The sequence below is a fragment of the Parviterribacter kavangonensis genome, assembly GCF_056863335.1.
Window position 1 is genome coordinate 720928 of sequence record NZ_JBXPJA010000001.1, and the last position, 14998, is coordinate 735925.

The 14998-nt window shown below is 72.8% G+C and carries 13 protein-coding genes and 1 pseudogene; 11 read left to right on the forward strand and 3 right to left on the reverse strand.

Annotated features, from left to right (window positions below):
• Window positions 1-159 precede the first annotated feature (159 nt).
• Window positions 160-2613: a putative bifunctional diguanylate cyclase/phosphodiesterase gene (locus AC1UE4_RS03610; protein ID WP_482915856.1), complete on the forward strand. Its 2454-nt coding sequence runs from the start codon at window positions 160-162 to the stop codon at window positions 2611-2613.
• Window positions 2614-2739: 126 nt separating this feature from the next.
• Window positions 2740-3678, forward strand: coding sequence for a cysteine synthase A (gene cysK / locus AC1UE4_RS03615; RefSeq protein WP_482915857.1), 939 nt, complete (start codon window positions 2740-2742; stop codon window positions 3676-3678).
• On the opposite strand, the gene AC1UE4_RS03620 is transcribed toward cysK, so the two are convergent.
• Window positions 3675-4250, reverse strand: coding sequence for an RBBP9/YdeN family alpha/beta hydrolase (locus AC1UE4_RS03620; RefSeq protein ID WP_482915858.1), 576 nt, complete (start codon window positions 4248-4250; stop codon window positions 3675-3677). The genes cysK and AC1UE4_RS03620 overlap by 4 nt on opposite strands.
• Window positions 4251-4270: 20 nt before the next feature.
• Here AC1UE4_RS03620 and epsC point away from each other — a divergent pair, with 20 nt between their 5' ends.
• Both epsC and AC1UE4_RS03630 read left to right on the forward strand, forming a co-directional pair.
• Window positions 4271-4996, forward strand: coding sequence for a serine O-acetyltransferase EpsC (gene epsC / locus AC1UE4_RS03625; RefSeq protein ID WP_482915859.1), 726 nt, complete (start codon window positions 4271-4273; stop codon window positions 4994-4996).
• A gap of 87 nt (window positions 4997-5083) precedes the next feature.
• Window positions 5084-5578: pseudogene (locus AC1UE4_RS03630) on the forward strand (GNAT family N-acetyltransferase); the annotation flags it as partial.
• Here AC1UE4_RS03630 and AC1UE4_RS03635 read toward each other — a convergent pair.
• A complete protein-coding gene (locus AC1UE4_RS03635) occupies window positions 5535-6422 on the reverse strand; it encodes a queuosine salvage family protein (protein WP_482915860.1) in 888 nt (295 codons plus the stop codon). The pseudogene AC1UE4_RS03630 and the gene AC1UE4_RS03635 sit on opposite strands and share 44 nt — an antisense overlap.
• Before the next feature lie 25 nt (window positions 6423-6447).
• Between AC1UE4_RS03635 and AC1UE4_RS03640 the strand changes: the two genes are divergently transcribed.
• Together AC1UE4_RS03640 and AC1UE4_RS03645 are read left to right on the forward strand one after the other, a co-directional pair.
• Window positions 6448-7014 carry a GNAT family N-acetyltransferase gene (locus AC1UE4_RS03640; protein WP_482915861.1) on the forward strand — a complete coding sequence of 189 codons (567 nt, stop codon included), beginning with the start codon at window positions 6448-6450 and terminating at the stop codon, window positions 7012-7014.
• Between the two features lie 33 nt (window positions 7015-7047).
• Entirely contained in the window at window positions 7048-9267 is a 2220-nt protein-coding gene (locus AC1UE4_RS03645) for an ATP-dependent helicase (RefSeq protein ID WP_482915862.1), read from the forward strand.
• Between the two features lie 43 nt (window positions 9268-9310).
• Here AC1UE4_RS03645 and AC1UE4_RS03650 read toward each other — a convergent pair whose 3' ends face one another.
• Window positions 9311-10435, reverse strand: coding sequence for a glycosyl hydrolase (locus AC1UE4_RS03650; protein WP_482915863.1), 1125 nt, complete (start codon window positions 10433-10435; stop codon window positions 9311-9313).
• Window positions 10436-10492: 57 nt separating this feature from the next.
• On the opposite strand from AC1UE4_RS03650, the gene folD reads away from it, so the two are divergent.
• From folD to gatB, 5 genes are read left to right on the forward strand one after another with little or no spacing between them, the layout of a single operon-like run.
• Window positions 10493-11371 carry a bifunctional methylenetetrahydrofolate dehydrogenase/methenyltetrahydrofolate cyclohydrolase FolD gene (gene folD, locus AC1UE4_RS03655; protein ID WP_482915864.1) on the forward strand — a complete coding sequence of 293 codons (879 nt, stop codon included), beginning with the start codon at window positions 10493-10495 and terminating at the stop codon, window positions 11369-11371.
• On the forward strand, window positions 11343-11861 hold the full coding sequence (locus AC1UE4_RS03660; RefSeq protein ID WP_482915865.1) for a hypothetical protein: 519 nt from the start codon (window positions 11343-11345) through the stop codon (window positions 11859-11861). The genes folD and AC1UE4_RS03660 overlap by 29 nt, the downstream gene beginning before the upstream one ends.
• Complete coding sequence (gatC, locus tag AC1UE4_RS03665) at window positions 11858-12142, forward strand: Asp-tRNA(Asn)/Glu-tRNA(Gln) amidotransferase subunit GatC (RefSeq protein WP_482915866.1); 285 nt, start codon at window positions 11858-11860, stop codon at window positions 12140-12142. The genes AC1UE4_RS03660 and gatC overlap by 4 nt, the downstream gene beginning before the upstream one ends.
• On the forward strand, window positions 12142-13575 hold the full coding sequence (gatA, locus tag AC1UE4_RS03670) for an Asp-tRNA(Asn)/Glu-tRNA(Gln) amidotransferase subunit GatA (RefSeq protein ID WP_482915867.1): 1434 nt from the start codon (window positions 12142-12144) through the stop codon (window positions 13573-13575). The genes gatC and gatA overlap by 1 nt, the downstream gene beginning before the upstream one ends.
• Complete coding sequence (gatB, locus tag AC1UE4_RS03675; protein WP_482915868.1) at window positions 13572-14996, forward strand: Asp-tRNA(Asn)/Glu-tRNA(Gln) amidotransferase subunit GatB; 1425 nt, start codon at window positions 13572-13574, stop codon at window positions 14994-14996. The genes gatA and gatB overlap by 4 nt, the downstream gene beginning before the upstream one ends.
• The last annotated feature ends 2 nt before the right edge of the window (window positions 14997-14998 follow it).

Genomic DNA, 14998 nt, shown 5'->3' on the forward strand with positions numbered 1-14998 from the left:
TTACGTGACGTGAGCAACGATCCGAACGAACGCGCAGAGCGTCCAAGTCGGGTAAAGAAAGGCCGCTGACTGGTCGACAGACGGGCCATGCACTCCGGTTCATGGAGGAACCGGGCTGGTTCAAGGATGAACCCGTCCCGTTGGCGCGCCTTCTTCGCGGTGGCTGCGCCTGTCGTCCTCTGCCTGCTCGGAGGCATCGCGGTCTGGCAGTCCCAGCAGGCTCGCTCGGATCAGGCGCGCGCGCTCGTGCGCGTCGACGAGATCAGCCGCAAGCAGGACGAGGCCGTCCGCGCCCGGCACCCCGGAGAGGCCCGCAAGCTCGCCGCCGAGCTGCAGCGCGCGCGCCGCGCCGAGCGCGACGCCGCGGACGACATGAGCTGGTACACGTGGGCGCTCGGCCTCCTGACGCTGCCGGCCGCCGGCCTGCTGCTGCTGTCCGGGTCTAGCAACCGCCGCGAGCAGCGCGAGGTCCGCAACGCCGAGCGGCGCCTCCAGGCGCTCGTCCAGCACTCGAGCGACATGATCATGGTGCTCGGGCCCGACGGCACGATCCTGACCCAGACCGGCGCCGCGATCCTCGGCCACCGCCAGGGCGAGCTCATCCGCCGCCGCATCTCCCCGCTCGTCCACGCCGACGACGCGACGACGCTCAGCCGGGTGCTCAACGGCGACGTCCAGGACCCCGCCGTCGAGTGGCGCCTGCAGCACGCGTCCGGCGCGTGGCTGCACGTCGAGAGCGCCATCACGGACATGCGCGAGGACGAGGAGATCGGCGGCATCGTCCTGACGAGCCGCGACATCACCGAGCGCAAGGCCTCCGAGGCCCAGCTGCGCCACCGCGCCTTCCACGACCCGCTGACCCAGCTGCCGAACCGCGCGCTCTTCTACGACCGCATCGAGCACGCGCTGCACCGCGCCGCCCGCGAGGGCGAGCTCGTCGCGGTCTGCATCCTCGACCTCGACGACTTCAAGGGCGTCAACGACACGCTCGGCCACGCCGCCGGCGACGAGCTGCTGATCCAGGTCGCCCAGCGCCTGCGCGGCGCGCTGCGCACCGGCGACACCGCGGCCCGCCTGGGCGGCGACGAGTTCGGGATCCTGCTCGAGGGCGTCGCCGAGCGCAGCGAGCCGATCCAGATCGCCGACCGGCTCCTCTCGCTCATGCGCCAGCAGTTCGAGGTCGCCGACCGCAAGCTCGACGTCCTGCCGAGCGTCGGCGTCGCGATCACCGAGGGCCAGGACGAGATCGTCGAGGATCTGCTCCGCCACGCGGACGTCGCGATGTACGCGGCGAAGCGCAACGGCAAGGGCCGCTACGAGGTGTTCGACCCGTCGCTCGCCGACGCGTCCGCCGAGGACACGTTCAAGGCCGCCAAGCGCGGCGCCGCGGCCGAGGACGAGCACGACTCGAAGATGCCGTGGTTCCGGCGCGCGGAGGAGCAGCGCATCGAGGTCCTCAGCCTGCTCGAGAGCGAGGGCATGGTCACGGCGCAGTTCCAGCCGCTGCTCGACCTGCGCACCGCGCGGATCGCCGGCTTCGAGGCGCTCGCGCGCTTCGCGCCCAAGGCGACCGACCGCAAGCCGCCGAACGTGTGGTTCTCGCAGGCCCATCGCGCCGGCCTCGGCCCGCGCCTCGAGGCCGCCGCCCTGCGCGCCGCGCTGTCGGCGCCGGGCCGCCCGCCCGCCTCCTTCCTGACGCTGAACGTCAGCCCGTCGTCGCTCGCGTCGGACGAGGTGCGCGAGGTCTTCCCCGACGACCTCAGCCGCGTCGTCGTGGAGATCACGGAGAACGAGCTCGTCACCGCGGCGCCGAGCCTGCACGAGACGCTCGACGAGCTTCGGGGCCGCGGCGCGCGCATCGCCGTCGACGACGCGGGCGCCGGCTACGCGGGCTTCACGCAGCTGCTGCGCTTGCGGCCGGACATCATCAAGCTCGACCGCGCTCTCGTCCACGGAGTCTCCGGGGACGACTACCGCGCGGCGCTCATCGGGTCGTTCGTGCGCTTCGCGCGCTCGATCGACTCGCTCATCTGCGCGGAGGGCATCGAGTCGATGCAGGACCTCCGCACGCTGGCCGACCTCGATGTGACGTACGGCCAGGGCTACGCGCTCGCGGCACCCGGCCGACCGTGGCCGGAGGTCGACCTCGAGGCGACGGAGACGTGCTACGCGGCGTGGCAGGGGGCGCTGCACGGGCACAACGTGAGCTCCGCGCTGGAGGAAGGCCGCCTCGAGCGCGTGGCCTCCAAGCTCGCCGCGATCCGCGGCCCCGACGAGATCCCGGCCGCGCTGGACGAGGTCTGCCGCGACCTCGGCGCCGAGCGCGCCGCCCTGCGCCGCGTGACGTCGGACGGGTCGCTCGTGACGGTCGGCGGCGCGCCGCTGACGAGCGCCGTGCGCATCGACGAGCGCAGCCCCGAGTTCGCCACGGCGGCGGGCCGGCTGCTCGTCCTGCCGATCGAGACGGCGGGCACGACGCACGGCCTGCTCGAGCTGATGGCGCCCGAGGGGCGCCCGTGGCACCGCAGCGAGATCCATCGCGCGCGCGTGCTCGCGCAGCTCTTCTCCCACGCGCTCACCGGCGCGGCGGCGATCCGCCTCGCGGCCGCCTGAACGACCGAGGGCCCCGTCCGGGGCCCTCGGCGCTGCTCCGTCCATCGGAACCTTCTGCGCTCGCGGACAGGATCCCCGTGCATCGGGATGCTCAAACGCCCCGTCGCTAGGGTGGCTTGCCTGACCATGCCGGCATCCGTTCCCGTTGCGAAGACCATCGCCGAGCACGTCGGGCGCACGCCGATGGTGCAGCTCACGCGGCTGCTGCCCGATGGCGCCGAGGTCGAGCTGTTCGGGAAGATCGAGGCGGCGAACCCCGGCGGGAGCGTGAAGGACCGCATCGGCGTCGCGATGCTCGAGGCCGCCGAGCGGGAGGGCCGCATCGCGCCGGGCCGCACGACGATCGTCGAGGCGACGTCGGGCAACACGGGCATCGCGCTCGCGTTCGTCTGCGCGGCGAAGGGCTACGACCTCGTGCTGACGCTGCCCGAGGGCATGAGCCGCGAGCGCGAGCGGCTGCTGCGCCTCTACGGCGCGCGCGTCGAGGTGATCGAGTCGCTCGGCGGCATGAACGAGGCGGTCGACGCCGCGCGCGCGATGGCCGAGCGCTCCGACGTCTTCCTGCCCGACCAGTTCTCGAACCCCGCGAACCCCGAGATCCACCGGCGCACGACCGGTCCGGAGATCCTCGACGCGCTCGAGGGACGCGTCGACGTGCTCGTCGCAGGCGTCGGGACGGGCGGCACGATCACCGGCGTGGGGGAGGTGCTCAAGGAGCGCAACCCGGACGCGAAGGTCGTCGCCGTCGAGCCGGCGACGTCGGCCGTGCTGTCCGGCCGCGCGCCCGGCCCGCACCGCATCCAGGGCATCGGCGCCGGCTTCGTGCCGCCGGTGCTCAACCGCGACGTGCTCGATGAGGTCATCGCGGTCAGCGACGAGCAGGCGATCGAGACCGCCCGCCTGTGCGCACGCCACGAGGGGATCCTCGTCGGCCTGTCGTGCGGCGCGGCGCTGTGGGCGTCGCTCGAGCTCGCCGCGCGCGCCGAGATGGCGGGCAAGCGGATCGTCACGGTGCTGCCCGACTCGGGCGAGCGCTACGTGTCTATGCCCTTCTTCGCCCCTTAGTCCTTCGCGAGCCGGGCGTTCGGCTCGACGCGCTCGGCCTCGCCGAGCGCCCACCGCTCCACCGCCGGCCACGGGCCGTAGCCGGACTCGCCGTTGATGTGCCCGGCGCCGGGCAGGAGGTCGACGGCGACGCGCAGCGGCACGCCGTACGCGCGGACCGCGCCGCCGGGGCAGTACGGGTCGTCGTCGGAGCACACGAGCCGGCAGCCGACCGCGAGCGCCGGGTCGCGGGGCACGGGGAAGAACGGCTCGATCTCGGGGACGCCCGCGTCCTCGCCGGGCGGGGCGACGAGCAGCACCCGGCTCGCCGGGCCGCCGCCGCTGGCCCGGTGGTGCAGCCACAGCGTGCAGGCGAGCGAATGGCAGATCACGACGTCGCCGGCGCCCGGCTCGAGCGCGCGCAGCGCGTCCAGCCACGGCTGCAGCTGCGGCCGGTCGGGATCCGGGAGATCGGGGAACTCGACGTTCGCACCGCGCTCGGCGAGCCGCTGCGCGAGCCAGTGCTGCCAGTGGCCGGGCCCCGACCCGCTGAGGCCGTGCAGTACCAGATGTCGTCCCGCCCGCCCTGCCATCCCCGGTAGCCTCCCGGGTGATGCTCGGCGTCGGCACCGTGGTGCGAGTCGCACGCGAGATCACGCGCGACGTGAAGGCGGTCCGGGACCGCGATCCCGCCGCGCGCGGCGTGACGACGATGGAGATCCTGGCCCTCTGGCCGGGCGTCCACGCGCTGCTCAGCCACCGGGTCGCCCATGCGCTCGACGAGATCGGCGTGCCGGTCGTCCCGCGCGCGATGTCGATGACGGCGCGCGCGGTCACCGGGATCGAGATCCACCCGGCCGCGCGGATCGGCGACGGGTTCTTCGTCGACCACGGCGCGGGCGTCGTCGTCGGCGAGACCGCCGAGATCGGCGAGAACGTCACGCTCTACCAGGGCGTCACGCTCGGCGGCACCGGCTTCGCGACCGGCAAGCGCCACCCGACGGTCGAGGACAACGTGACCGTCGGCTCGGGCGCGAAGCTGCTCGGCCCGATCACGATCGGCCACGGCGCGAAGATCGGCGCCAACTCGGTCGTCATCCACGACGTGCCGGCGAACTCGACCGTGGTCGGCAACCCCGGCCACCCGGTGCGCGTCGAGGGCCGCAAGCCCGAGGGCCCGGACGCCGACTGGGTCCACCTGCCAGACCCGATCGCCGAGGCGATCCGCGACCTCGCGCGGCGCATCGCCGCGCTCGAGCGCAAGGTCGCCGACGACGGCGAGGAGGCCGAGGTACGGCCGCTGCGGCCGGTCCGCGGCCCCAACCCGGCCGGCGGCTGACCGCCCGCGTGCCGGCGCTCGAGCTCCCGGACCCGCCGCTGACCGACGGCACGATCGCCCTGCGCGCGTTCGGGCGATGACGTCGAGGCGATCGTCGCCGCCTGCGCCGACCCGGCGATCGTCAAGTACTGCACCGCGATCCCGCAGCCGTACGGGCCGCGCGAGGCGGCGGCGTGGCTGCACACGCACCGGCACACGCGACGAGCGGGGACCGAGCTGGCGCTCTGCATCGCCGACGCGGCGACCGGCGAGCTGCTCGGCGCGACCGGGCTGCACCGCGTCGACTGGAACCACCTGCGCGCGGAGACGGGCTACTGGATCGCGCCGTGGGCCCGCCGGCGCGGCGCCGCCGCGGCGGGCCTGCGGCTCGTGACCGAGTGGGCGCTCGGGCCGTTCGGCTTCGGGCGCGTCGAGCTGTACGCCGAGACCGACAACACCGCGTCGCAGGCCGTCGCCGAGGCGGCGGGGTTCGTCCGCGAGGGGCTGCTCCACGCGTACCTCCGCGGCCGCGCCGGCGAGCGCCGGGACGTCTACGTGTTCAGTAGAACACGGTCCGCGAGCGGTGCCGCGGCAGCGCCTTGAACTCGGGCGCCTGGCCGCGGTTCCACAGCCACATGTCTACGACGCGCTCCGGCGCCTGCAGCCGCTTGGCGAGCTGCGCGCAGGCGTGGACGCCGGCCGCGCGGATCTCGCGCTCCTGCGCCGCGTCGTTGAGCAGCCGGTGCGCGTCGACGTGCTCGGCGAGCGCGGGTTCGTACCGCAGGACGCCCTCGATGCGCAGGACGTGGGGGACGAGGTTGTCGGCGAAGATCGTCAGCGCGTCGAGGTCGGTGAAGCCGCCGATGCCGCCGAGCGCGAGGTCGCTGCCGAGGATCTGCGCGCGCTTGTAGAAGCCGCGGTCGTTCCACATGCTCATCCCGCGGGCGACGGTCTCGGCGAGGCGGATGGCGGAGCCCTTGGCCTCCTGCGCCAGCTGCAGCGCCGAGCGTCCGCCGAGGAACGTGCCGAGCTGGCGCAGGGCCTGGGCGAAGAGCGCCATCAGCTCGTGGTCGCGCGGCTGCCCGAGCGTCGCGGCGATCTCGTCGGTGGTCATCGCGCGCAGCTGCTCGTTCGTCCACGGGCCGTCGGACCGGAAGCGGTCGGTGACGCCCGCGGCGACGGTGAAGTAGCCGCTCATCCCCGGCCGCTTGTTGAGCGTGGGGAACCAGCCCGACCCGAAGTTGATCGCGTCGAGCGTCGTCAGGAACGCCGCGACCTGCTCCTCGCTGCCCTCGACGTAGTGCGTCTTGGGATCGAGCTCCGGCTCGGGGACCGCGCCCGCCCAGGCGTCCGCGAGCGCCTGCAGGCGCTCGTCGTCGATGTGCACCCAGCGGGCATCGCGCATGATGCCCGCCGCGTGCGCGCGAACCTCCTCGGGCAGCGTCACGGGGAGGGAGAGTAGGGTCGCCGCCGTGGTCAGGACGGCAACGGAGGCCGACGTCGAGCCGCTGAGCGCCGCGCTGGCGCGCGCGTTCGAGGACGATCCGATCGCCCGCTACGGGCTGCCGAGCGACCGCCGCCGCCCCGGCCAGTTGCGGCGCTTCTACCGCGGGCGGCTGCGCTCGCTCGTCCCCGACGAGCTCGTGTTCCGCGACGAGGAGGGCCTCGGCGCGGCGCTGTGGGCCGCGCCCGACCGCTGGCACGTGCCGCTGGGCGAGCTGTTTCGCTCCGCCACGTTCAGCCGCCGCACGCCGCACATGCTCATCGGCTTCGGCCGCGTCGACCGGGTGCACCCGAAGGAGCCGCACTACTACCTCGCGGTGCTCGGCGTGGTGCCCGAGGCACAGGGCCGCGGCGTCGGGTCGCGGCTGCTGCGCCCGATGCTCGATCGCTGCGACACCGAGGGCGTGCCAGCGTACTTGGAGAGCTCGAAGGAGCGCAACATACCGTTCTACGAGCGCCACGGCTTCCGCGTCACGGGCGAGGTCCCGTTCCCGCGCGGGCCGCTGCTGTGGACGATGTGGCGCGACCCGCGCTGACGCCGCCGGAACCGCACCTATCCTCAGACGGCCGTGGCCGCCGAGCAGACCGATCAGCACGTCGAGCGCCTCCTGGAGGGGCTCAACCCGCCCCAGCGGGCGGCGGTCACGCACGGCGAGGGGCCGCTGCTCATCCTCGCCGGCGCCGGGTCGGGCAAGACGCGCGTGCTCACGCACCGGATCGCGTACCTCAACCACACGGGCGCGGCGCGCGCGAACGAGATCCTGGCGATCACGTTCACGAACAAGGCGGCGCAGGAGATGCGCGAGCGCGTCGAGGGGCTGCTCGGGCGCCGCACCCGCGCGATGTGGGTCATGACGTTCCACGCCGCGTGCGCGCGGATGCTGCGCGCCGAGGCGCAGAAGCTCGGCTACACGCGCCAGTTCACGATCTACGACCAGGCCGACGCGCGGCGGCTGATCAAGCGCTGCCTCGACGACGTCGGCGCCGACCCCAAGCGCTTCACGCCGGCCGCGGTCCACAACCAGATCTCCGACCAGAAGAACAAGCTGCGCGCGGCCGACGAGTACGCGGAGCTGGTCGGCTCGTACTTCGAGCAGACCGTCGCCGAGGTCTTCGCCCTCTACGAGCGCGAGCTCCTCCGCATGAACGCGATGGACTTCGACGACCTCCTCGTCCGCGCGGTCAACGTCCTCGAGCTCTTCCCCGAGGTCCGCGACCGCTACGGCACCGCGTTCCGCCACATCCTCGTCGACGAGTACCAGGACACCAACCACGCCCAGTACCGCTGGCTCCAGCTCCTGACCACGAAGCACCGCAACCTCGCGGTCGTCGGCGACGACGCGCAGTCGATCTACGGCTTCCGCGGGGCCGACATCGGCAACATACTTTCGTTCGAGAAGCACTACTCCGACGCGGTGGTGATCAAGCTCGAGCAGAACTACCGCTCGACGCAGACGATCCTCGACGCGGCGAACTCGGTGATCCGGCACAACCGCGAGCAGAAGCTCAAGGAGCTGTGGACCGACGCCGGGGCCGGGGATCCGATCAAGGTCCGCGAGCTCGACGACGAGCACTCCGAGGCGCGGTACGTCGTGGGGGAGATCGAGCGGTACGTCGACGCGGGCGGGTCGCTCGACGAGGTCGCGGTCTTCTACCGGACGAACGCGATGTCGCGGGTGCTCGAGGACACGCTGGTGCGGCGCGAGATCGGCTACCAGGTCATCGGCGGCACGAAGTTCTACGACCGCGCCGAGGTCAAGGACGCGATCGCGTACCTGCAGTGGCTGCTCAACCCGCAGGACGTCATCGCGTTCAGCCGCATCGCGAACTCGCCGAAGCGCGGGATCGGCCAGACGTCGCTCGGGCGCGTCCTGTCCCACGCCGACACGATCGGCGAGCACGTGTGGGACGTCGCGTCGGCGCCGGAGGACGTGCCGGGCCTCGGCACGGCGGCGGTCAAGGCGTTCACGCGCTTCATGACGACGATGAACGGCCTGCGCGAGCGGACGGCCGACGGCGTGCCCGTCGGCGACCTGCTCGAGGCGGTGCTGGAGGAGACGGGCTACCTCGACGCGCTGGAGGCCGAGCGGACGATCGAGGCGCAGGGCCGCCTCGAGAACCTGCGTGCGCTCGTCGAGGCGGCGCGCGAGTTCGACGCGGTCGCCGAGGAGGACGAGGACACGCTCGACCAGTTCCTCCAGCAGGTCGCGCTGCAGTCCGACGCCGATCAGCGGCGCGAGGGCGAGGGCCGCGCGACGCTCATGACGCTGCACAACGCGAAGGGCCTCGAGTACCCGATCGTCTTCGTCATCGGCTGCGAGGAGGGCGTCTTCCCGCACTCGCGCGCGCTCGACGAGGGCGGCCTCGAGGAGGAGCGGCGCCTCTGCTACGTCGGCATCACGCGCGCCGAGAAGCAGCTGACGATGACCTACGCGCGGCGGCGCAACGTCTTCGGCGCGCAGACCTACGGGATGCGCAGCCGGTTCCTCGACGAGATCCCCGCCGACCTCACCGAGCGGGAGGAGCCGCGCATCGGCCGCGGCGGGGTGGGCACGCCGATCCCCGGCTCGTGGGCCGCGGCCGCGGCCGGCACCGCGGCGCGCCAGCAGGACCTCGGCCGGGCGACCGGCGGACCCGACTTCCGGATGGGCGACGACGTCGTGCACGCCGCGTTCGGCGAGGGCGTCATCACCGGAGTGGAGCCGGGCGGGATCGTCGTCGTGCGCTTCGCCTCCGACGGGTCGGAGCGCAAGCTCATGGCGGAGTACGCGCCGATCTCGAAGCGCTGAGACCGGCGGCTCGGCGCCGCCGCCGCGAGCGACGGTCCTCGCCCTACGGCGCCAGGGTGCCGGGGCAGAGGATGAGCAGCGGGCACGTCGGCGCCGGCTCCTCCGCCGGCGGCGGCTGCTCGGTCGAGGACGGCGGCGGGTCGGTCGTCGACGACGGCTCGGGCTGCGCGGCGGCCGGCGGCTCCTCGGTCGGGAACGGCGTCGGCGTGGGCGGCGGCGGAGACGAGAGCTTCGGCGCCATGCGCGGGTTCTTGCCGAGGTAGCGCGCGACGGCGTCGAACGCGGGCCGCGCCTTGCCGTTCCAGTCGATGAGGCCGGAGTCCCACGTGGCCTTCGGGCGGTCGGCGTTCCAGTGATAGAGGTACACGCGCTCGATCCGCGGCGACAGCCGCGTCGTCACCTTCAGCGCGAACCTCGTCGCCTTCGCCGCGTGGGCCTTGCTCTCCGGGAACGACGCCTGGCCGTTGTAGTGCTGCCGGTAGACGAGGCCGCCGGTCTCGGTGATCCAGATCTTGCCCTTGTACGCCTTGAGCAGCCGCTTCGTCCCCGTCGTGCGCAGGCGGTTGACGTCGAGGTAGTTGTGCAGCCCGAGGATCCGGATCGGGCGCTTGGCCGCCTTCCGGAACTTCCGCAGCCACGAGACCATGTTCGGCTGGTCGATCAGCGCCGCCGCGACGATGCGGCAGCCGCGGCACTTCGCGCTGAGCACGTCGTAGAACTTGGCCGCCGTCGTCGGGCGGTGGCACGTCGGCTGCGAGCAGTGGTTCGTCTCGTTCCACGTGATGAACGTCCGCACCCACGGCCACCGCTGGCGGAACGCCGTGATCGCCTTCGTGTACTCCGCGAGCGTCGGCATGTAGATGCGCGAGACGCCCTCGAAGCCGTGCCCGAACGCGACCATGGGCTCGACGCCCGCGCGCCGCGCCGACCGCAGCCACTGGTCGACGTAGACCTGCTGGTCGGGGCGCGCGACGCCGTCGACGGCGATGAACCAGGGGACGACGAGCCGCGCCTTGCGAACGCCGAGCCATGGCAGCCGCGGGTCGCTGAACATCTCGGTCTTCTGGTCGCCGATGCCGACGAGCGCACGCCGAGCCGACGCGGGCTCGGCGGCGAGGGAGACGAGCAGCGCGGCCGCGAGCCCGGCGAGGAGGAGTCCCTTCCGCATCTGCACCCCTGGATACCCGATCCGGCGGCCGGACGAGCCAGTAAGGTCGGCGTCCTCATGGCGGCACGGGTGATCGACGGCAAGGCGGTGGCGGCACGGACGCGCGAGCAGGTCGCGCGCGACGTCGACGCGTTCCACGCCGAGACGGGGCGCCGGCCCGGCCTCGCGACGGTGCTCGTCGGCGACGACCCCGCCTCGGCGATCTACGTCGGCGGCAAGCAGAAGGCCTCCAAGGAGGTCGGCATCACCGGCTTCGACCATCGCCCGCCGGCCGACGTCACGCGCGAGGAGCTCGTCGCGCTCATCGAGGACCTCAACGCCAACCCGGACGTCAGCGGCATCATCGTCCAGCTCCCGCTGCCCGATCACCTCGACGACACGGAGATGAGCGGCCTCGTGCGCGCGGACAAGGACGTCGACGGGCTGACGACGATGAGCGCCGGGCTGCTGGCGCTCGGCCGTCCCGGGCTCCGGCCGTGCACGCCCGCGGGCGTGATGGTGCTGCTCGAGGAGGCGGGGCAGGAGCTCGAGGGCCGCGAGGCCGTCGTCATCGGACGCTCGAACCTCTTCGGCAAGCCGATGGCGCAGCTGCTGCTGCAGGCCAACGCGACCGTGACCGTCTGCCACTCGCGCACGCGCGACCTCCCGGAGGTGTGCCGCCGCGCCGACGTGCTCATCGCCGCCGTCGGCCGCGACCGCATGGTCAAGGCCGACTGGGTCAAGCCCGGCGCGACCGTCATCGACGTCGGCATCAACCGCACCGACGAAGGCCTCTTCGGCGACGTCGCCTTCGACGAGGTCGCCGAGGTCGCGGGCGCGATCACGCCGGTCCCCGGCGGAGTCGGCCCGATGACGATCGCGATGCTGCTCGCGAACACGGTCAAGGCTGCGAAGATGCAGCTCGAGCATGCGGATCTCGAGACTCCGGCAGGGTGAGCGGCTCGCGCTGCTGAGCGCGATCGCGCTCGCGGTGCTGCTCGGCCTCAACTGGTGGTTCCTGAGCACGCCCGACGCGCGCATCGGCGCGCACGAGTCGGGCATCCGGTCGCTCGGCTGGTTCGCCGCGCTGCTCGTGGTCGCCGCGATCCTGTGGGCGCTCGCGCTGGCGTTCGTCACGGTCACCCAGCGCCCGACCGCGTTCCCCGTCATCGCCGCGGTGATGACCACCCTCTTCGGAGCGTTCGCCGTGATCGTCATCGCCGTGCGGCTGATCTGGCAGCCGACGCTCGGCGTCGACGCGCCCGCCGCGGACGTCGACGTCGAGATGCCGGCGTGGCTCGGGCTCATCGCCGCCATCGGCATCACGCTCGGCGGCTGGCTGACGATGGCCGACGAGCGGACCGAGGCGAAGGAGTCGATCGAGCAGACGGAGGACGTCCTGCGCGTCCGCGGGGCGCCCCGCGACGTTCTACGATCGTCCGCGTGATCGACCGCGAGCAGGTGCTCCACGTCGCGCGCCTGGCGCGCCTCGAGCTGAGCGAGGAGGAGATCGGCCGCATGGCCGACGAGCTCTCCGGCATCCTCGGCCACATCGAGAAGATCTCCGAGCTCGACCTCGAGGGCGTCAAGCCGACGTCGCACGTCGTCGAGATGACGAACGCGCTGCGCGCCGACGAGCCGCGCCCGTCGTGGCCTCGCGAGGTCATGCTCGAGACCGCTCCGGCGGTCCGCGACGACGGCTTCGAAGTTCCCTCGCCCCAGGCCTGATGAGCGCCGACGTCATCGCCCTCACGGCCGCGCAGGCCATCGAGCGCATCGCCGCCGGCGAGCTGACGAGCGGCGAGGTCTTCGCCGCCTACCGCAACCGCGCCGCCGCGGAGGACCTCAACGCCTTCACGTGGGTCGCCGATGACGTCCCGGAGGACGCCGCGAACGGCGCCCCGCTCGGCGGCGTCCCCCTCGCCGTCAAGGACCTCTTCTGCACCGAGGGGATCCCGAGCCAGTCCGGCTCGAAGATCCTCGAGGGCTACCGCCCGCCGTACACGTCGACCGTCGTGCGCAACCTCCAGGCCGCGGGCGCGCCGATCCTCGGCAAGACGAACCAGGACGAGTTCGCGATGGGCTCGTCCAACGAGAACTCCGCGTTCGGGCCGGTGCTCAACCCGTGGGACCGCACGCGCGTGCCCGGCGGCTCGTCGGGCGGCAGCGCCGCCGCGGTCGCGGCGGGCCTCGCGCCGTGGGCGATCGGCACCGACACCGGCGGCTCGATCCGGCAGCCCGCCGCGCTGACCGGGATCGTCGGCCTCAAGCCGACGTACGGCAGCTGCTCGCGCTACGGGATGATCGCCTTCGCCTCGTCGCTCGACCAGGCCGGCCCGTTCGCGCGCGACGTCACGGACACCGCGCTGCTCTTCCGCCACATGGTCGGCCGCGACGGCTGCGACTCGACGTCGCTCGAGCGGCCCGAGCCGGTCGAGCTGCCGACGGCCGAGCGGCTCGACGGCGTCCGGCTCGGCGTCCCCGAGGACCTCACCGGCGAGGGCGTCGAGCCCGGCGTCATGGCGAGCTTCGAGGCGACGCTGAAGCTCGCCGAGGAGCTCGGGGCGACGATCGAGCGGATCGCGCTGCCGCACGCCGACTACGGCCTCAGCGCGTACTACGTCATCGCCCCGGCGGAGGCGAGCGCGAACCTCGCCCGCTACGACGGCGTCCGCTACGGCCTGCGCGCCGACGGCGCCGACGACCTGCTGACGATGTACACGCGGACGCGGCACGACGGCTTCGGCGCCGAGGTCAAGCGCCGCATCCTCATCGGCACCTACGCGCTGTCGAGCGGCTACTACGACGCGTACTACGGCCGCGCGCAGCAGGTGCGCACGAAGATCACCGAGGACTTCCGCGCGGCGTTCGAGCGCGTCGACCTCATCGTCACGCCAACCGCGCCCGGGGTCGCGTTCGAGCTGGGAGCCAAGACGGGCGACCCGTTCCAGATGTACCTCAACGACTACTTCACGGTGCCGATGTCGCTCGCCGGCATCCCGGCGATCTCGATCCCGTCCGGCCTCTCCGAGGGGCTGCCGGTCGGCTTCCAGATCACCGGCCCCGCGTTCAGCGAGAACCGGCTGCTCGACGCCGCGCACGCGCTGGAGCGGGCGATCGGCTTCGACGGCTCGAAGCCGCGTGAGGGGGTGGCGGCGTGACGGAGTGGGAGCCCGTCATCGGGCTGGAGATCCACGTCCAGCTCTCGACGCGGACGAAGATGTTCTGCTCGTGCGCGCTGTCGTTCGGCGAGCCGCCCAACACGCGCACGTGCCCGGTGTGCCTCGGCCTGCCCGGCGCGCTGCCCGTGGTCAACGCCAGGGCGATCCACTACGGGCTGATGATCGGGATGGCGCTCGGCTCCGAGCTCGCCGACCGCTCGATCTTCCACCGCAAGAACTACTTCTATCCCGACATCCCGAAGGCGTACCAGATCAGCCAGTACGACGAGCCCCTCTGCCGCGGCGGGCAGCTCGGCGACGTGCGGATCCACCGGGTGCACCTCGAGGAGGACGCGGCGAAGCTCACCCACGTCGGGGCGAGCGGCCGCATCCACGGCTCCGACGCGTCGATCGTCGACTTCAACCGCTGCGGCACGCCGCTCGTCGAGGTCGTCACCGAGCCCGACGTGAAGTCGGCCGAGCAGGCCCGCGAGTGGCTGACGCTGCTGCGCGAGACGCTGCGCCAGCTCGGCGTCAGCGACGTCGACATGTCGCAGGGCTCGCTGCGCTGCGACGCGAACGTCTCGATCCGGCCCAAGGGCGACGAGCGCTTCGGCACGAAGACCGAGCTGAAGAACATGAACTCGTTCGCGTTCCTCGAGCAGGGGGTGCGCGCGGAGATCGAGCGCCAGAAGGCGATCAAGGACGCCGGCGACGACGTCGTCCAGGAGACGCTGCACTTCGACCCGCGAACCGGCGCGATCACGTCGCTGCGCTCGAAGGAGGAGGCGCACGACTACCGCTACTTCCCCGAGCCCGACCTCGTCCCGATCGCGATCACGCAGCAGATGCTCGACGAGGCGCGCGCCGAGGTGCCCGAGCTGCCGACCGCGCGGGCCGAGCGCCTTGAGAACGAGCGTGGCCTCTCGCCCGACAACGCGCGCCTTCTCGCCTTCCGCCCGGAGATGGCCGAGTTCTTCGAGACCGCGAGCATGGTCGACGGGGCCGACGCCAACGGCGTCGCCAACTGGCTCGCCAACGAGCTCGGGCCGCGGCTCGGGGAGACGAGTCTCACTGACTCGCCCGTCTCGCCGGAGGACTTCGGCCGGCTCGTCGCCATCGTCGGCCGCCGCGAGGTCACGCCGCAGAACGGCCGGTTGGTCCTCGAGCGCATGGTCACCGGCGGCGGCGACCCGGAGTCGATCATCGAGGCCGAGGGGCTCGGCGCGATGGGCGGCGGCGACGAGCTCGACGCGATCGTCGACGCGGCGCTCGCGGCGAACGGGGACGCGGCGGAGAAGATCCGCGGGGGGAACATGAAGGCGATCGGCCCGATCATCGGGCACGTGATGCGCGAGACGAAGGGCCGGGCCGACGGCGGCGAGGTCACGAAGCTCGTCCGGGCCAAGCTCGGGCTCTGAGT